At 75.1% G+C, this 13,487-nt stretch carries 12 protein-coding genes; 7 read left to right on the forward strand and 5 right to left on the reverse strand.

Annotation, left to right across the window (positions count from 1 at the left end; all coding sequences use genetic code 11):
- Nucleotides 1-31: 31 nt before the first annotated feature.
- Entirely contained in the window at nt 32-652 is a 621-nt protein-coding gene (locus ACIGNX_RS00255) for an L-threonylcarbamoyladenylate synthase (RefSeq protein WP_396534632.1), read from the reverse strand.
- 282 nt (nt 653-934) lie between these two features.
- Between ACIGNX_RS00255 and ACIGNX_RS00260 the strand changes: the two genes are divergently transcribed.
- Both ACIGNX_RS00260 and ACIGNX_RS00265 read left to right on the forward strand, forming a co-directional pair.
- The gene (locus tag ACIGNX_RS00260; protein WP_396534634.1) at nt 935-2,026 is read left to right on the forward strand and encodes a hypothetical protein; all 1,092 of its coding nucleotides are present in this window, start codon (nt 935-937) and stop codon (nt 2,024-2,026) included.
- A gap of 95 nt (nt 2,027-2,121) precedes the next feature.
- Complete coding sequence (locus tag ACIGNX_RS00265; protein WP_396534636.1) at nt 2,122-2,940, forward strand: siderophore-interacting protein; 819 nt, start codon at nt 2,122-2,124, stop codon at nt 2,938-2,940.
- Nucleotides 2,941-2,947: 7 nt separating this feature from the next.
- Here ACIGNX_RS00265 and ACIGNX_RS00270 read toward each other — a convergent pair whose 3' ends face one another.
- Entirely contained in the window at nt 2,948-5,650 is a 2,703-nt protein-coding gene (locus ACIGNX_RS00270) for a hypothetical protein (RefSeq protein ID WP_396534638.1), read from the reverse strand.
- A gap of 110 nt (nt 5,651-5,760) precedes the next feature.
- A complete protein-coding gene (locus ACIGNX_RS00275; RefSeq protein ID WP_396534640.1) occupies nt 5,761-6,399 on the reverse strand; it encodes a TetR/AcrR family transcriptional regulator in 639 nt (212 codons plus the stop codon).
- A gap of 92 nt (nt 6,400-6,491) precedes the next feature.
- Between ACIGNX_RS00275 and ACIGNX_RS00280 the strand changes: the two genes are divergently transcribed.
- Nucleotides 6,492-7,430: an NAD(P)-dependent alcohol dehydrogenase gene (locus ACIGNX_RS00280; RefSeq protein ID WP_396534642.1), complete on the forward strand. Its 939-nt coding sequence runs from the start codon at nt 6,492-6,494 to the stop codon at nt 7,428-7,430.
- Here the strand turns inward: ACIGNX_RS00280 and ACIGNX_RS00285 are convergent.
- Complete coding sequence (locus ACIGNX_RS00285; protein ID WP_396534644.1) at nt 7,414-8,559, reverse strand: acyl-CoA dehydrogenase family protein; 1,146 nt, start codon at nt 8,557-8,559, stop codon at nt 7,414-7,416. The two genes, ACIGNX_RS00280 and ACIGNX_RS00285, sit on opposite strands and share 17 nt — an antisense overlap.
- Nucleotides 8,560-8,687: 128 nt before the next feature.
- A complete protein-coding gene (locus ACIGNX_RS00290) occupies nt 8,688-9,839 on the reverse strand; it encodes a YbfB/YjiJ family MFS transporter (protein WP_396534646.1) in 1,152 nt (383 codons plus the stop codon).
- An 80-nt stretch (nt 9,840-9,919) separates the two neighbouring features.
- On the opposite strand from ACIGNX_RS00290, the gene ACIGNX_RS00295 reads away from it, so the two are divergent.
- The 4 genes from ACIGNX_RS00295 (at nt 9,920) to ACIGNX_RS00310 (ending at nt 13,435) form a co-directional block, all read left to right on the forward strand.
- Entirely contained in the window at nt 9,920-10,507 is a 588-nt protein-coding gene (locus ACIGNX_RS00295) for a TetR/AcrR family transcriptional regulator (protein WP_396534648.1), read from the forward strand.
- A gap of 64 nt (nt 10,508-10,571) precedes the next feature.
- Nucleotides 10,572-11,954 (forward strand): FAD-binding oxidoreductase, encoded by a 1,383-nt coding sequence (locus ACIGNX_RS00300; protein WP_396534650.1) that lies wholly within the window; start codon nt 10,572-10,574, stop codon nt 11,952-11,954.
- 132 nt (nt 11,955-12,086) lie between these two features.
- Nucleotides 12,087-12,836, forward strand: coding sequence for a glycoside hydrolase (locus tag ACIGNX_RS00305; protein ID WP_396534652.1), 750 nt, complete (start codon nt 12,087-12,089; stop codon nt 12,834-12,836).
- A 146-nt stretch (nt 12,837-12,982) separates the two neighbouring features.
- Nucleotides 12,983-13,435 carry a VOC family protein gene (locus tag ACIGNX_RS00310; RefSeq protein WP_396534654.1) on the forward strand — a complete coding sequence of 151 codons (453 nt, stop codon included), beginning with the start codon at nt 12,983-12,985 and terminating at the stop codon, nt 13,433-13,435.
- Nucleotides 13,436-13,487: the final 52 nt, after the last annotated feature.

A 13,487-nucleotide genomic window follows, 5' to 3' on the forward strand; every position in this document is an offset into this window, starting at 1 on the left:
CGACCAGGTGGTGCCGATCCGGTGGGAGCGCCTACTCGAAGCGGGACACGTCGCCCGCGCCGTGCCGCAGGACCTCCGGCTCGCCCTGCGAGAAGTCCACGACGGTGGTGGGCACGGTGCCGCAGTCGCCCGCGTCCAGCACGGCGTCGACCACGTGGTCCAGCCGCTCCTTGATGTCCCAGCCGTTGATCAGCGGCTCCTCCTGGTCGGGCAGCAGCAGCGTGCTCGACAGCAGCGGCTCGCCCAGCTCGGCCAGCAGGGCCTGTGCCACCGGGTGGTCGGGGATGCGCGCGCCCACCGTCTTCTTCTTCGCGTGCATCATCCGGCGCGGCACCTCCGTGGTCGCCGGGAGGATGAACGTGTAGCTGCCCGGCGTGGCGGCCTTGATCGCGCGGAACACCGCGTTGTCCACGTGCACGAACTGCCCGAGCTGGGCGAAGTCGCGGCACATCAGGGTGAAGTGGTGGCGGTCGTCGAGGTGGCGGATCTGCCGGATGCGGTCCAGTCCCGCCTTGTTCCCGAGCCGGCAGCCCAGCGCGTAGCAGGAGTCGGTCGGGTAGGCGATGAGGCCGTCGGCCTCGAGCAGCCGCACCGCCTGGTCGATGGCCCGGCGCTGCGGGTTGACCGGGTGCACGTCGAAGTACCTCGCCATGCGGGGAGCCTAGTGGTCCGACCGCCGCCCCGCGTCCCGGCCCGGTCCGCGCCGATCGCTCATGAGGATGGTTCTCGTTTCCACCGCGCCTTCGCTCAGCGCGCACCGGGGTCACACGATCGCGTGGACGGCGTTCACGGTCGGCTTGAGTTGATCATCCTAAGTGGACGTGGCCGCCCGGCTCGATCACGATGGCCTCGACACCGGGAAGTCGGGCCGCGGAGATCCTGCGGCACTCCCGGCAGTCCACGATCTTCCACGTTCGAAAGCAGAGCATCACTCATGACCGCACACGCACCGACGCAGACCCCCCTCCGAGAGCTCGACCCGCACCCGATGCCCGTCCACCTCGTAGGCTCGCTCCCGCGCCCGCTGTGCGACGACCCGGTCACCGCCATGGCGTGGGTCCTGGGCCACCGGGGCGACGCGGAGCTGACCGCGCTGCCGTCCGACCGCGACCCGCGCTGGATCATCGACTGGCTCACGCACCACCTGTCCACCGTGTCGTCCCTCGAACAGGTGCGGGGTGGTGAGAGCCGCGGTTACGACGACATGCCGTACTACCGCGTCCGCCCCGGCGAGAAGTTGTGCTCGGAGGAGGTGGGCCTCGCCCGCGTCGAGCAGGCGCGGGCGGCCTTCGAGGCGCTGGACCGCCTGGGCCTCACCGCGACGGGGGAACCGCCGCGCGTGCAGGTGGGCATCCCCAACGCGCTGGACCTCGCCGCGTTCGCGTTCGGCTCGCTCGACGCGGCGCGCGAGTGGCTGCCCACCATGCAGGCGGCCGTGCTGCACGAGGTGACCGAACTCGTCGCCCGGTGGGGCGACCGGGTGCAGTTGCAGCTGGAGACGCCCACCGTGCTGGTGGCCTACCACCTCACCCCGCCCGAGGCGTGGGCGGCGCTGACGCGCGACCTCACCACCCAGGTCGCCGAGGTGCTGGCCGTCGCGCCGCGCACCCGGTGGGTGCTGCACCTGTGCTACGGCGACCTGGAGCACGTGCCGGTGTTCACGCCGACCGACCTGCGGCCGGCGGTGCGGTTCCTCAACGCGCTGGCCGACGCGCTGGCGGCGCGGCACGTGCCGATGCCGACCGTGCACCTGCCGGTGGCCTGCGGTGCGGGCGCCCCGCCCACCGACCCCGCCTTCTACGACGACCTGCGGCACCTGCGGCGGGGCGTCGAGGTCATCGCGGGCGTGGTCGCCGAGGAGCACCCGGAGGAGACCCGGGAGGCGTTGCGCCTGACCGCCGAGGCGTTGGGGGCGCCGGTGGCGGGCGTCGCCGCCGCGTGCGGTTACGGGCGGCGCACCGAGGACGGCGCGGCGGCCAACCTCCGGCTGGCCGCGGAGCTGGCCCGGGAGTGGAGCGTGCGCTGACCGACCGGGCGGTGGGGCGTCCCCGCGCCCCACCGCCCGGCACGCCACGTACGGTGAGGTGGTTGCGCCGATGGAATCACCGAGGAGTACCCGACATGGCCGAACGATCACGGGGCAGGAGCGGCCGCGTGCTGCGCACCGAGCGGATCGCGCCGCAGCTGGTCCGCGTGGTGCTCGGCGGTGACGGGCTCGCGGGGTTCGCCGTCGGCCCCTACACCGACAGCTACGTCAAGCTGGCGTTCCCGCTGGAGGACGTGCTCTACCCGGAGCCGTTCGACCTCGGCGCGATCCGCGCCACCATGCCCCGCGACCAGTGGCCCCGCACCCGCACGTACACCGTGCGCAGGTGGGACGCCGAGGCCGGTGAGCTGTGGCTGGACTTCGTCACGCACGGCGACGTCGGCGTGGCGGGTCCGTGGGCGGCCAAGGCCCAGCCGGGTGACGTGCTGCACTTCGCCGGCCCCGGCGGCGGGTACGCGCCGGACCCGGACGTCGACTGGCACCTGATGGCGGGCGACGAGAGCGCGTGGCCCGCCATCGCCGCGGCCCTGGAGGCGTTGCCCGCCGGCGCGCGGGCGGAGGTGTTCGTCGAGGTCGACGGACCGGAGGACGAGCAGTCGGTCCGGTCCGCGGGCCGGGTGGACCTGCGGTGGCTGCACCGCGCCGGCGGCCCGCGCGGGCGGCGGGTGGTCGACGCGGTGCGGGAGCTGGCGTTCCCCGAGGGCGTGGTGCAGGTGTTCGTCCACGGGGAGGCCGGCATGGTCAAGGACCTGCGCGGCCACCTCAAGCTGGAGCGGGGCGTGCCGCGCGAGCAGATGTCGATCTCGGGTTACTGGCGGCTCGGCGCGGACGAGGACGGCTGGCAGTCGTCCAAGGGCGAGTGGAACCGGCGGGTCGAGCAGGAGCAGGGGTAGGCCCCGGTCACGGCCCGGCCGGCGGCACGTCGACCACCGAACCGGTGATCGGCGTGCGCGGTGCGCCCGGTGTCAGCGTCGCCAGGTCGAACCGGACCCGTTCCAGCGGCTCGACCTCCGCGTCCGCCGCCGTCAGCACGAACACCTCCTTGGTCACCTCACCGCGGAAGAAGTAGGCGGTCACCTGCACGCCCGTGGTCGACAGCGGCCGCGGGGGCAGCGGTTCCTCGCGGGAGACGCGCTGGCGGAACCACTGCTCGTCCACGTCGGTGGTGGACAGCTCCGCGCCGTCCGGGGCGGCCACCCGGCCCGCCACCGTGAGGTTCGAGTCCGCGGGCGAGGACAGCGCCACCCGCCAGGTCAGCGTGCCGCCCTCGGCGACCTCGTCCACGACGGGCGTGGCGGTGATCGTCGGCTCCGGGTCGTCGTTCGGCACGGTGAGCCGGTCCGAGTAGTGCCCGACCACCACGCCGCTCACGGCCTTGGCCAGCACCGGGCGCTTCGCGCCGTTGCTCCAGCGGGTGTTGCCGGTGACCTCCACGGGCAGCTCGACCGCGGTCTGCCCCGGCTCGACGGTCACCAGCCGCTCGGTGTAGGCGCGGCCGTCCTCGTCCTGCACGTACAGCCGCAGGGAGCCCGCGCCCCGGCCGGTGACCGAGACCGGGAAGCGGACGGTCCGCGTGCCGGAGTCGCCCTCCTCGACGGTCAGCGAGCCCACGTCGACGCGCGGCAGCGCCACCGGGCGCGGGTCCGGCAGGCCGGGCGACCAGCCGTGCGCGTCGATGAGCCACGCCTGCCCGGCGCCGCCGTGCGGCACGAGCTCCAGCTCGGCGACGCGGCGCAGGTCCAGCCCGTGCGCGGGCAGCGGCACGCGCACCTCCTGCGCCCAGCGGGCGGACAGCCGGTCGGTGGCCGGGAGGCCGTCCAGCGCCACCGACCCCAGCGACGCGCGGCGCCCGGCCGCGTCCGTGACGGCCACGTCGAAGCGGGTGGCGGTGGTGTTCGGCGGCACGGCGACCCGCAGCGCCAAGTGCCGCGCGCCCACCAGGGACACCGGTGCGCCCGGGCGCGCGGTCGCGGCCTGGCCGTCGGCGGTCCACCGCAGGTCCAGGGCGAACCGGCCGGACTCGGGCACCACGCGGTTGAACCGGGTGAAGTGCGGTGACGGGCGGGTGGCGGCCGGGTCGGCGCACGACGTCGCCGGGTCGGCCGAGACCTGGGCGCACACCCGCGCGGACCCGCCCGCCGTCGTCGCCCCGTCGGGCGCGACGAACGGGGTGCGGGCGCCGCCGACGGCGTGGGCGAGCACGCGCGCCGGGTCGGCCGAGGGGGCGCGGACGCCCGTGCCGTCCAACAGCGGCAGCACCCGCCGGTCGCCCGTGACGAACAGCCGCGCCGCCGCGGCGGTGTAGGTCGCGCCGGCGGTCTGCTGCTGCGCCGCCGTGAGGCGGGTGGCGGTCCCGGGCGAGCACACCGCGTCGGTCCACGAGGCGGGGAAGTCGTCGGCCGCCGGCGCCTGCGCCTGGCCGGGCGTCCACTCGGTGTTGAAGTAGTTGTGGTTCGCGCCGACGAAGTACAGCGCGCTGTGCAGGGCGGTTCCCCGGCTCACGCCGCGCGTCGCGTCCACGGTCAACTGGCCTTGCAGGTCGGACACGTCGCCGTCGCAGCCGGGCAGGATCGCCACCGACGGCACGTCCGGCGCGGGGTTGTGGCCGAACACCGTCGGCCCGATGAGCAGCTGGCCCTTGACCGCCCAGCGCACCGGGCCGTCGTAGCCGCTGCCCGGGGGCGGCGGGGAGAGGCTGTCCAGCGCGGCCCGGTTGACGCCCTCGCCGCCGCGGGAGTGCCCGACGAGGACCACGTTGCCCAGGTCCGCCGCGGGCGCGGCGCGCACGACGTCGGGCGCGGTGGCGCGGCCCGGGCCCGCCCAGTCCGCCCACCTGGCCAGGTGGGCGCGCACCAGCGCCGACCGGGCGCCCGCGCCCGACTCGACGTCCAGCGTGTCCTGGGCGTTGACGGCGTTGGCCGCGATGGAGACCGTCACGTAGCCCTGCGAGGCGAGCAGCCGCTGCGCCGGGAGGTAGCCGCGGTGGCTGGGCACCGGTTCGAAGCCCGCCGGGCAGGGCCACTCCAGCAGCGCCTGCGTCCCGTTGTGGCAGGTGATGTGCCTGCCGTGCAGGAACAGCGCCAGCGGGCGGCGGCCCGGGGCGCCGGTGGGCGCCACCACGACGGCCCGCACCTCCAGCGGCACGGCGTAGCCGGGCACGGTGATCGGGGGCAGTTCGTACTCGCCCGTGGCGGTGGCGAACGGGCCCGGCCTGCCGGGGTCGAACTCCGCCGCGGGCAGTGCCGCGGGCGGTGTCGCGTCGACCGCGGTCGCCGGGGGCGCGGGCTCCTCGACGTCCAACCGCCGGCCCGAGGCCCGCACCTGGAGCCCGTCGGCGTCGTCGATGCCCACGCCGTCGAGCGTGTAGGTCCGCAGGTCGGCCGACGGGCGCGGCACCCCCAGCAGCCGGTCGCCGTCCCAGAACTCGATCGCCGCGTCGCCCGCGGGCACGGGGGCGGGCGCGGTCCACGTCAGCCCGGCCGCGCCGACCGACCAGCCGGCCGCCGGCGCGTCGGGCGCCGGTTGGGCCTGAGCGGGCGGCGTGACCGGCACGACCAGTGCCGCCGCCGTCAAGGCGGGCAACCAGAGCTTGATCGGGCGCATGGGCGTTCCCCCCGTCGAACCGACTCGCCGCCCGACCAGTTGTAGCGGTGCGGCGCACCGCGCCACAAGCGTGGCGAAACTGTTGCGCCACCGCGTGGTCGTCGTCCGTCCTAAAAGGACTGACGGGGTGGTCGGTCGAGCGCGTCGCGCAGCCCGAGGCGCACCGGCGGCGGCAGCGGGTCGCGCGCCCGGAACGCCTGGAGGAAGTAGGCGACCAGGCGGCGCGAGGCGGCCACCGCCGCGTCAGTCGAGTCGGCGACCAGGCCGTTGTTGGCCATCAGCACGAGGGCCAGGTCGTCGGTGCTGAAGTCGGGTCGCAGCGCCCCGGCCGCCTTGGCGCGCTCCACCACGCCCGCGAACACCCCCTCGGCCTCCGCGCGCACCTCGTCCACGGACACCGCGTCGGGGAACGCGGTGAGGACCGCGGCGCTGAACCCCCGGTCCCGGGCCTGCATCTCGCACAGCTGCTCCACCACCCGGCGGAAGCCGCGCCACGGGTCCGGGTCCTCCGCCGCCCGGTGCACCGCGCCGGTGCAGGCCGCGAGCTGCTCCGCGAACGCCTCGCGGACCAGCGCCTCCTTGGTGGGGAACCGGCGGTAGAGCGTCGCCACGCCCACCCCGGCGCGGCGGGCGATCGCGGTCATCGGGACGTCCAGCCCCTCGGCGGCGAACGCCTCGCGCGCCGCGGCCACGATGCGGTCGCGGTTCTCCCGCGCGTCGGCGCGCAACTGAGTCGGCTCACCCGGCACGCCTCTCACTTTAGCTCAAGTGGAAGGCACCTTCCGGCTGGCGTGTTAGCGTCCAAGTGGAACGGGTCTTCCACTTAGGTGTGAGGTGAGGGATGCGCGCAGCGCTGTTCGACCGGTACGGGCCGCCCGACGTGCTGTACGAGGGCGAGGTGCCCGAACCCGTGGTCGGACCGGGGGAGGTGTTGGTGCGCGTGCACGCGGTCAGCGTCAACGGGGGTGAGGTGGTGGGCCGGTCCGGGCGGCTCAAGGTGTTGCTGGGCAACGGTTTCCCGAAGCGGGTGGGCATCGACTTCGCCGGCGAGGTCGTGTCCGGGCCGGGGTTCGCGCCCGGCACGCCCGTGTGGGGAGGGTTGCCGCGCGGCCGGTTCGGCAGCGCCGCCGAGTACGTCGCCGTGCGCCCGCGCCAACTCGCGCCCAGCCCGGCCGGCCTGGACCTGGTGGCCGCCGCCGCGCTGCCCGCCGTCGGGACGACCGCGATCACCGCGCTGCGCGACCGGGCCCGGTTGCGGCCCGGCGAGCGGCTGCTGGTGCGCGGCGCGAGCGGGGGAGTGGGCAGCGTCGCCGTCCAGCTGGGCAAGGCCCGGGGCGCGCACGTGACCGCGTTGGCGAACGCGGGTGCGCTGGACTTCGTGCGCGGGCTGGGCGCGGACGAGGCGGTGGACTACCGGACCGACCCGGCCCGGCTCGGCCGCTTCGACGTCGTGCTGGACGCGCACGGCAGCCGGCCCGCCGCGTACCGGCGGCTGCTCGCGCCGGGCGGCCGCATGGTCGGCATCGCGTTCCGCTCCGCGGCGGACATCGGCTACCTCCTCGCCTCGACCGCGTTCGGCCCGCGCCGGGTCCGGTTCTTCAGCGGCAACCCCCGGTCCGAGCTGTTCGCCGACCTGACCGCGCTGGTGGAGCGCGGCGCGGTGCGGCCGGTGGTGGACCGGGTGCACCCGCTGGCGGAGGTCGCCGAGGCGCACCGAGCGCTGGAAGCGGGCGGCGTGCGCGGCAAGCACGTGATCCGGGTGGTCACACCAGCGGGCTGAGGGCGTTCGGCGCGCCCACCAGGGCCGCGCCGTACAGCTCCAGGTTGACCTGGGGCAGCAGCATGCCGTGCCGGGCGGCCACGTTCGCGTCGCGCCAGACGCGTTGCAGCGGGCTGGCGTCGGCGAAGCCCCGGGAGCCGTGCGCGTACATCAGCGACTCCAGGGCGGTGGTCACGTGGCGGGCCGCCACCGAGGCGTCGGCGCGGCAGCGGGCGCGGAACAGCTCGGGCGGGTAGTAGGTCTCGGCGGCGTGCCGGTCGAGCGCGTCGGCGGCGCGGAAGGCGTGCAGCTCGGCGCTGTCGAGGGTGGAGGCGGCCTCCGCAACCAGCAGTTGGAACGCCGTGGAGTCGCTCTGCGCGGTGAACCCGGTGTAGGCGATGCCCTTGGCCGGCGCGGAGTCGACCACGTGCCGCAACGCCGCCCGGCCCAGGCCGAGCAGCGGACCGGCGAGCATCACGGCGAGCGAGGGCACGAACGCGGCGCGGTGGGTGACGGCCCGGTCGGGCGTGACGTTGGCCCCGTCGACCATCCGGTTCAGCCACAGCACGCGGTGGTCGGGCACGAACGCGTCGCGCACCACGAAGCGGTTGCTGCCCGTCGACCGCATCCCGGCCACGTGCCACTCGTCCACGACCTCGAAGTCCTCGCGCGGCACCAGCAGCCACGCCGGGCCCTGGTCGAGGTCGGCCGCCGCCAGGCCCCACGAGGCGTGCCCGATGCCCGAGGCGTAGGACCACGAGCCGCTGAGCCGGTAGCCGCCCGGCTCCGGCCGCGCCGTGCCGGTGGGCGCGAGCGTGCCGCTGACGAGGGCGTCCGGGTCGTCGCCCCACACCTCCTCCTGGGCCTGCTCGGGGTACAGGCCGGTGATCCAGCTCGCGCCGTTCCACAGCGCCGTGGACCAGCCCGCGCCGCCGTCGAGCGAGGCGACCTCCGACGACACCTCCAGGTGCGTGCGGATCGACGCCTCACCGCCGCCGTACCGCGCGGGCCGGGCGACGCGGAAGGTGCCCGCGTCGCGCAACGCGGCCACGGTCTCGTCGGCCAACCGGCGCTCCTCGTCGGCGCGGGCGGCGGCGGCGCCCAGCCGCGGCCCGAGGGCGGCGATGGCGGTCAGGACGTCGGAACTCATCACGAAACCCCCGGGTGGTCGACCACTGCGCCGATCGTGCCACCGGGATCGATCACCTCGGCACGGCCATTCGCGTGGCCCGTCGCCGCCGATCGGGTCCCGAACTGTCCACAGAGGACAGCGCAGGGTCACCCGCGACCGCGCGCCCGCCCCGGTGCTCCGGCCGGCGCGCGCCGGCCGAACGGTGCGGCGACCACCGCCGCCGCCGCGCACAACACCGCCGTCCAGACCAGGGTCGCGTCGGTCGACGTGCGGTCGGCGACGAGGCCCGCCAGCCACGGCCCGGCCGTCTGCCCGGCCGCGAACACCGTGGTGAACGCGGCCAGCGTCGCGGTCCAGTCGACGGCCGGGACGGTGGTGCGGATCAACGCCGTGATCGCGGCCGGCACGCCCATGAACGTGGCCCCGTAGACGAGCGCGGAAGCGAGGACCGCGACGGGCGCGGGGGACACCAGCGCGAGCCCCGCGCCGCCGCCGAGCACGACCAGCAGCACGGCGAGCGCGCGGGCGCCCGGCCAGTGGCCGATCGGGCGGCTCCACAGCGCCGGCGCCGCCACCACGGCCAGGCCCAGCGCCGCCCAGGTCAGCACGACCTGCCCGGTGGGGGCGGCGCGGTCGCGCAGGTAGGCCGACAGGAACGTGATGTAGGTGATGTAGCCGACCGCGAACATCAGGTAGGCGACGGCGGCACGCCACAGCGGCCGGACGCGCGCCCGCCCGGCCGTGCCGGTGGCGACCGCGCCGCCGTCGCGCGCGGCGGTCCAGCTCACCAGGGTCGCCACGCCGGCAGCGACGCCCAGGACCACCCACGCGACCCGCCAGGCGTCGCCGAGCACCGGGATCACCACCCCGCCGAACGCGATGCCGAGCCCCGCTCCGGCGAAGTACACCGTGACCGGCGTGCCGGACCCGAGCCGGGTGGCCAGGCGCGAGGCGATCACCCCGCCGGTGACGAACACGACCGCGCCCGTCGCACCGGCCACCGCGCGCACGGCCAGCAGCACCGCGAAGTCGCCGCTGACCGCCGTGGCGGCCAGCGAGGCGGCGGTGCCCGCCATGCCGGCGCGGAACGCGGCGGTGACGCCCCAGCGGCGCACGACGGCCGCCGTCACCAGCGCGCCCACCAGGTAGCCGAGCCCGTTGGCGGTGCTCATCGCCCCGGCCGCGGCCAACGACCAGCCCAGGTCGTCGCGCATGGCGGGCAGCAGCAGGCCGTAGGCGAACCTGGCCAGGCCGAGCGCGGACGCCGTGCCGAGCGCGAGCCGCGCCGCCTGCCACATGGTGCCCCCGGCGAGATCGAACCGATCGGTACGAACTCGCACGGTAACAGGTGGCCGAACCGATCGGTACCATCTGTGGCATGCCGGTCGCCAAGGGCTCCACCATCGACCCGGCGCGCACCCGTGCCGCCATCGTCGACGCGGCCACCCCCGTGCTGTACGAACGCGGCCTGGACGGCATCGGGGTCGCCGAGCTGTGCGCGCGCCTCGGCGTGTCCAAGGAGACGCTCTACCGGCACTTCGGCACGAAGGACGGACTGGTGGAGGCGGTGCTGGAGGCGCGCAGCGACCGGTTGACGCGATGGCTGGCCGAGGCCGTCGACGCCGCCGGGCCCGAGCCCGCCGACCAGCTCACCGCGGTCTTCGACGCCTTCCAGAGCTGGTACGACGGGCCCCGGTTCCGCGGCTGCGCGATGCTCAACGCCGCCGCCCAGCACCACGTCGAGCCGGTGCGCGCCATCACCTCGCGCCACCTCCGGCGCTACCTGGACCTGTTCACCGGCATCGCCGAACGCGCCGGGGCGGCCGACCCGGCCCTGCTCGGCCGGCAACTGCTCATGCTGGTCGAGGGCGCGACCGTCGTCGCCACGCACCACGGCCCGGCCGACGCCGGCGACCACGGCCGCCGCGCCGCGCTCACCCTGCTCGCCGCCGCGCCGCGGGCCTGAACTCGCCCGATCGGCGGAGTGCCCCGTCGGACGAGGGGAGGACCATGGGCGGGGGGTAGTGCTCATGGAGATCAAGCGCAGGACGTTCATGCAGGCAACCGGGCTCGTCGCGCTGGGGGCGTGGGAGCGGGACTGGGACCGGCTGCGCCGCGGCCTCACCGGCAGGCTGGTCCTGCCCGGCGACGCCGACTACGACACCGCACGCCGGCCGTACAACACGGTGTACGCGCACCGCCGGCCCGCGGCCGTCGCGCTGTGCGCCGACGAGTCCGACGTCGCCCGGTGCCTGGAGTTCGCGGCGCGGGAGCGCGTCCCGGTCGCCGCGCGCAGCGGCGGGCACAGCTACGCCGGCTACTCCGTGCCCGAGGACGGCCTCGTGGTGGACGTGTCGGCGATGAGCGCGATCCGGGTCGGCGACGGCGGCCGGGTCGAGGTCGGCGCGGGCGCGCGGATGATCGACCTGTACGACGGGCTGGCGCGGGCGGGTCGGCTGCTGCCCGCCGGGTCGTGCCCCACGGTCGGCATCGCCGGGCTCGCGCTGGGCGGCGGGATCAGCGTGGTGGGCCGCGCGTACGGGCTGACGTGCGACCACCTGCGCGCCGCGCGTGTCGTGACGCCGGGCAGCCGGGTGCGCCGGACCGACGCGGGCACCGAACCGGACCTGTTCTGGGCGCTGCGCGGCGGTGGCGGCGGCAACTTCGGCGTCGTCACGTCGTTCACCTTCGCCACCGCGCCCGCGCCGGACGTGACCGCGTTCGTGCTCCGGTTCCCGGCGGGCGCGGCGACCGACGTGCTCGGCGCGTGGCAGGAGTGGATCGCCGGCTCCCCGGACGGCCTGTGGTCGGCGTGCAACGTGGGCGCGGGCGGCCCGCCGCCCGCCGTCGTCATCGGCAGCTGGATCGGACCGGGGCGCGAGCTGGACCGCCACCTCGACCGGTTGGCCGCGAAGGTGGCGATGACCGAGCGGACCGTGCTGCCGATGGACTACGGCACCGCGATGCGGTTCTTCGCCGGCTGCCTGCCCGCGTGCCAACCCGACGACGGCTCGCCGTTCGTGGCCTCGTCCCGGATGCTGCACCGGCCGGTCGACCCGGCCCGGGTGGTCGCGCTGCTGGACGGCCGGCGCACGGGGCGCGCGCAGTTCGACACGTTCGGCGGCGCGATCGGGCGGGTGCGGCCGGACGCGACCGCGTTCCCGCACCGGCGGGCGATCGCCAGCGCGCAGGCGTACGTCGACGTGGTCGGGGTGAGCGAGGCCGAGGCGCGCCGCATCCTGGCCGACCTGCGCGACGGCATCGGCCACGGCACCGGGTACGTCAACTACATCGACCCCGACATGCCGGACTGGGCGACGGCCTACTACGGCGACAACCTGCCCCGGCTGCGCCGGGTCGCGCGTCGCTACGACCCGGACCGCGTGCTGGCGTTCCCGCAGGGGCTCGCCTGACCGGAGCACGTGAGGATCGGTCACCTCGCCGAGCCATCACCGGTTCGTCGTATGCGGGCGGAGGAATTCCGGGTTACCCTGGGAGCGCTCCCAGGAGATCCCCGCCGTCGTGGACCCTTCGGAAGGAGTTCCATGCGAAGCACCGTCCGTGCCTTCGTGCTGGCAGGTCTGATGGCCGCCGGCGCGATCGTCGCCGCCGGACCGGCCGCCCAGGCCGACACCACGATCTGCGACCAGTACGGATCGACCACGATCCAGGGCCGCTACGTGGTGCAGAACAACCGTTGGGGCAGTTCGGCCACCCAGTGCATCAACGTCACCTCGACCGGTTTCCGCATCACCCAGCAGGCGGGCTCGGCCCCGACCAACGGCGCGCCGTTGTCGTACCCCTCGGTGTTCTTCGGCTGCCACTACTCGAACTGCTCGCCGGGCACCACCCTGCCGATGCAGGTCAGCCGGATCCGCAGCGCGTCCTCCTCGATCAGCTACACCTACGTGGGCGGCACGTACAACGCCTCCTACGACATCTGGTTGGACCCGACGCCCAAGACCAACGGCGTCAACCAGATGGAGATCATGATCTGGTTCAACCGCCAGGGCTCGATCCAGCCGATCGGCAGCGCGGTGGGCAACGCCACCGTCGGCGGTCGCACGTGGCAGGTCTGGCGCGGCAGCAACGGCTCGAACAACGTGATCTCCTACGTCGCACCGTCGCCGATCAACTCGTGGTCGTTCAGCGTGCTGGACTTCGTCAACGACGTCCGCAACCGCGGCGCGATCACGACGTCCTGGTACCTGACCAGCATCCAGGCCGGTTTCGAGCCGTGGAACGGCGGCGTGGGCCTGGCGGTCGACAACTTCTCCGCCTCCGTCAGCAGCTGACCGGCTGACCGACGACGGGCCGGTCCGGGTCTCCCCGGGCCGGCCTTCGTCGTTCCCGGGCCCGGCGGGTCGCGCACCGTGATCGGTCGAGCGCTCCCCGTGCGCCGGTTTGCGGTCGGCGAGTTGTAACCGATATAACCGGTTACATGGCACTGAGCTGGAAGTTGGTCGTCGACAGCACGAACGCACCCGCGCTCGCGGACTTCTGGGCCGCCGCCCTGGAGTACGTGGTGGAGGACCCCGGGGCGCTCATCGAGCAGTTGCTGGCCGCCGGGCGCATCGGCGAGGACGCGGTGGTCGAGCACAACGGGCGGAAGTACTTCCGCGGGTACGCGGGCATCCGGCACCCCGACGACCCGTTCGACCCGGTCAGCGGGGTCGGGCGGGGGCGGCGGGTGCTGTTCCAGGACGTGCCCGAGGCCAAGGCGGGCAAGAACCGGCTGCACGTCGACGTCCACAGCGAGCCCGGCGGGCTCGACGCGCTGGTGACCCGGCTGGAGGGGCTGGGCGCCACCCGCGTCCGCGAGCACGACGAGGGCCCGGTCGGGCACTGGTGGGTCATGCGGGACCCGGAGGGCAACGAGTTCTGCGCCGCCTGAGCCGTCCCGCCCGAGCTGTCTGGGACCGCTCCCGGAAAATTGTGTGGTCCGT

It is taken from the genome of Actinosynnema sp. NPDC053489 (assembly GCF_044544865.1).
In the GTDB taxonomy this organism is placed as follows: Bacteria; Actinomycetota; Actinomycetes; order Mycobacteriales; family Pseudonocardiaceae; genus Actinosynnema.

Bases quoted from the DNA above. Each gene is read 5' to 3' on its own strand.
- ACIGNX_RS00255 (WP_396534632.1), bottom strand. From the start codon at position 652: ATGGCGAGGTACTTCGACGTGCACCCGGTCAACCCGCAGCGCCGGGCC.
- ACIGNX_RS00260 (WP_396534634.1), top strand. From the start codon at position 935: ATGACCGCACACGCACCGACGCAGACCCCCCTCCGAGAGCTCGACCCG.
- ACIGNX_RS00265 (WP_396534636.1), top strand. From the start codon at position 2,122: ATGGCCGAACGATCACGGGGCAGGAGCGGCCGCGTGCTGCGCACCGAG.
- ACIGNX_RS00270 (WP_396534638.1), bottom strand. From the start codon at position 5,650: ATGCGCCCGATCAAGCTCTGGTTGCCCGCCTTGACGGCGGCGGCACTG.
- ACIGNX_RS00280 (WP_396534642.1), top strand. From the start codon at position 6,492: ATGCGCGCAGCGCTGTTCGACCGGTACGGGCCGCCCGACGTGCTGTAC.
- ACIGNX_RS00285 (WP_396534644.1), bottom strand. From the start codon at position 8,559: ATGAGTTCCGACGTCCTGACCGCCATCGCCGCCCTCGGGCCGCGGCTG.
- ACIGNX_RS00290 (WP_396534646.1), bottom strand. From the start codon at position 9,839: ATGTGGCAGGCGGCGCGGCTCGCGCTCGGCACGGCGTCCGCGCTCGGC.
- ACIGNX_RS00295 (WP_396534648.1), top strand. From the start codon at position 9,920: ATGCCGGTCGCCAAGGGCTCCACCATCGACCCGGCGCGCACCCGTGCC.
- ACIGNX_RS00300 (WP_396534650.1), top strand. From the start codon at position 10,572: ATGGAGATCAAGCGCAGGACGTTCATGCAGGCAACCGGGCTCGTCGCG.
- ACIGNX_RS00305 (WP_396534652.1), top strand. From the start codon at position 12,087: ATGCGAAGCACCGTCCGTGCCTTCGTGCTGGCAGGTCTGATGGCCGCC.
- ACIGNX_RS00310 (WP_396534654.1), top strand. From the start codon at position 12,983: ATGGCACTGAGCTGGAAGTTGGTCGTCGACAGCACGAACGCACCCGCG.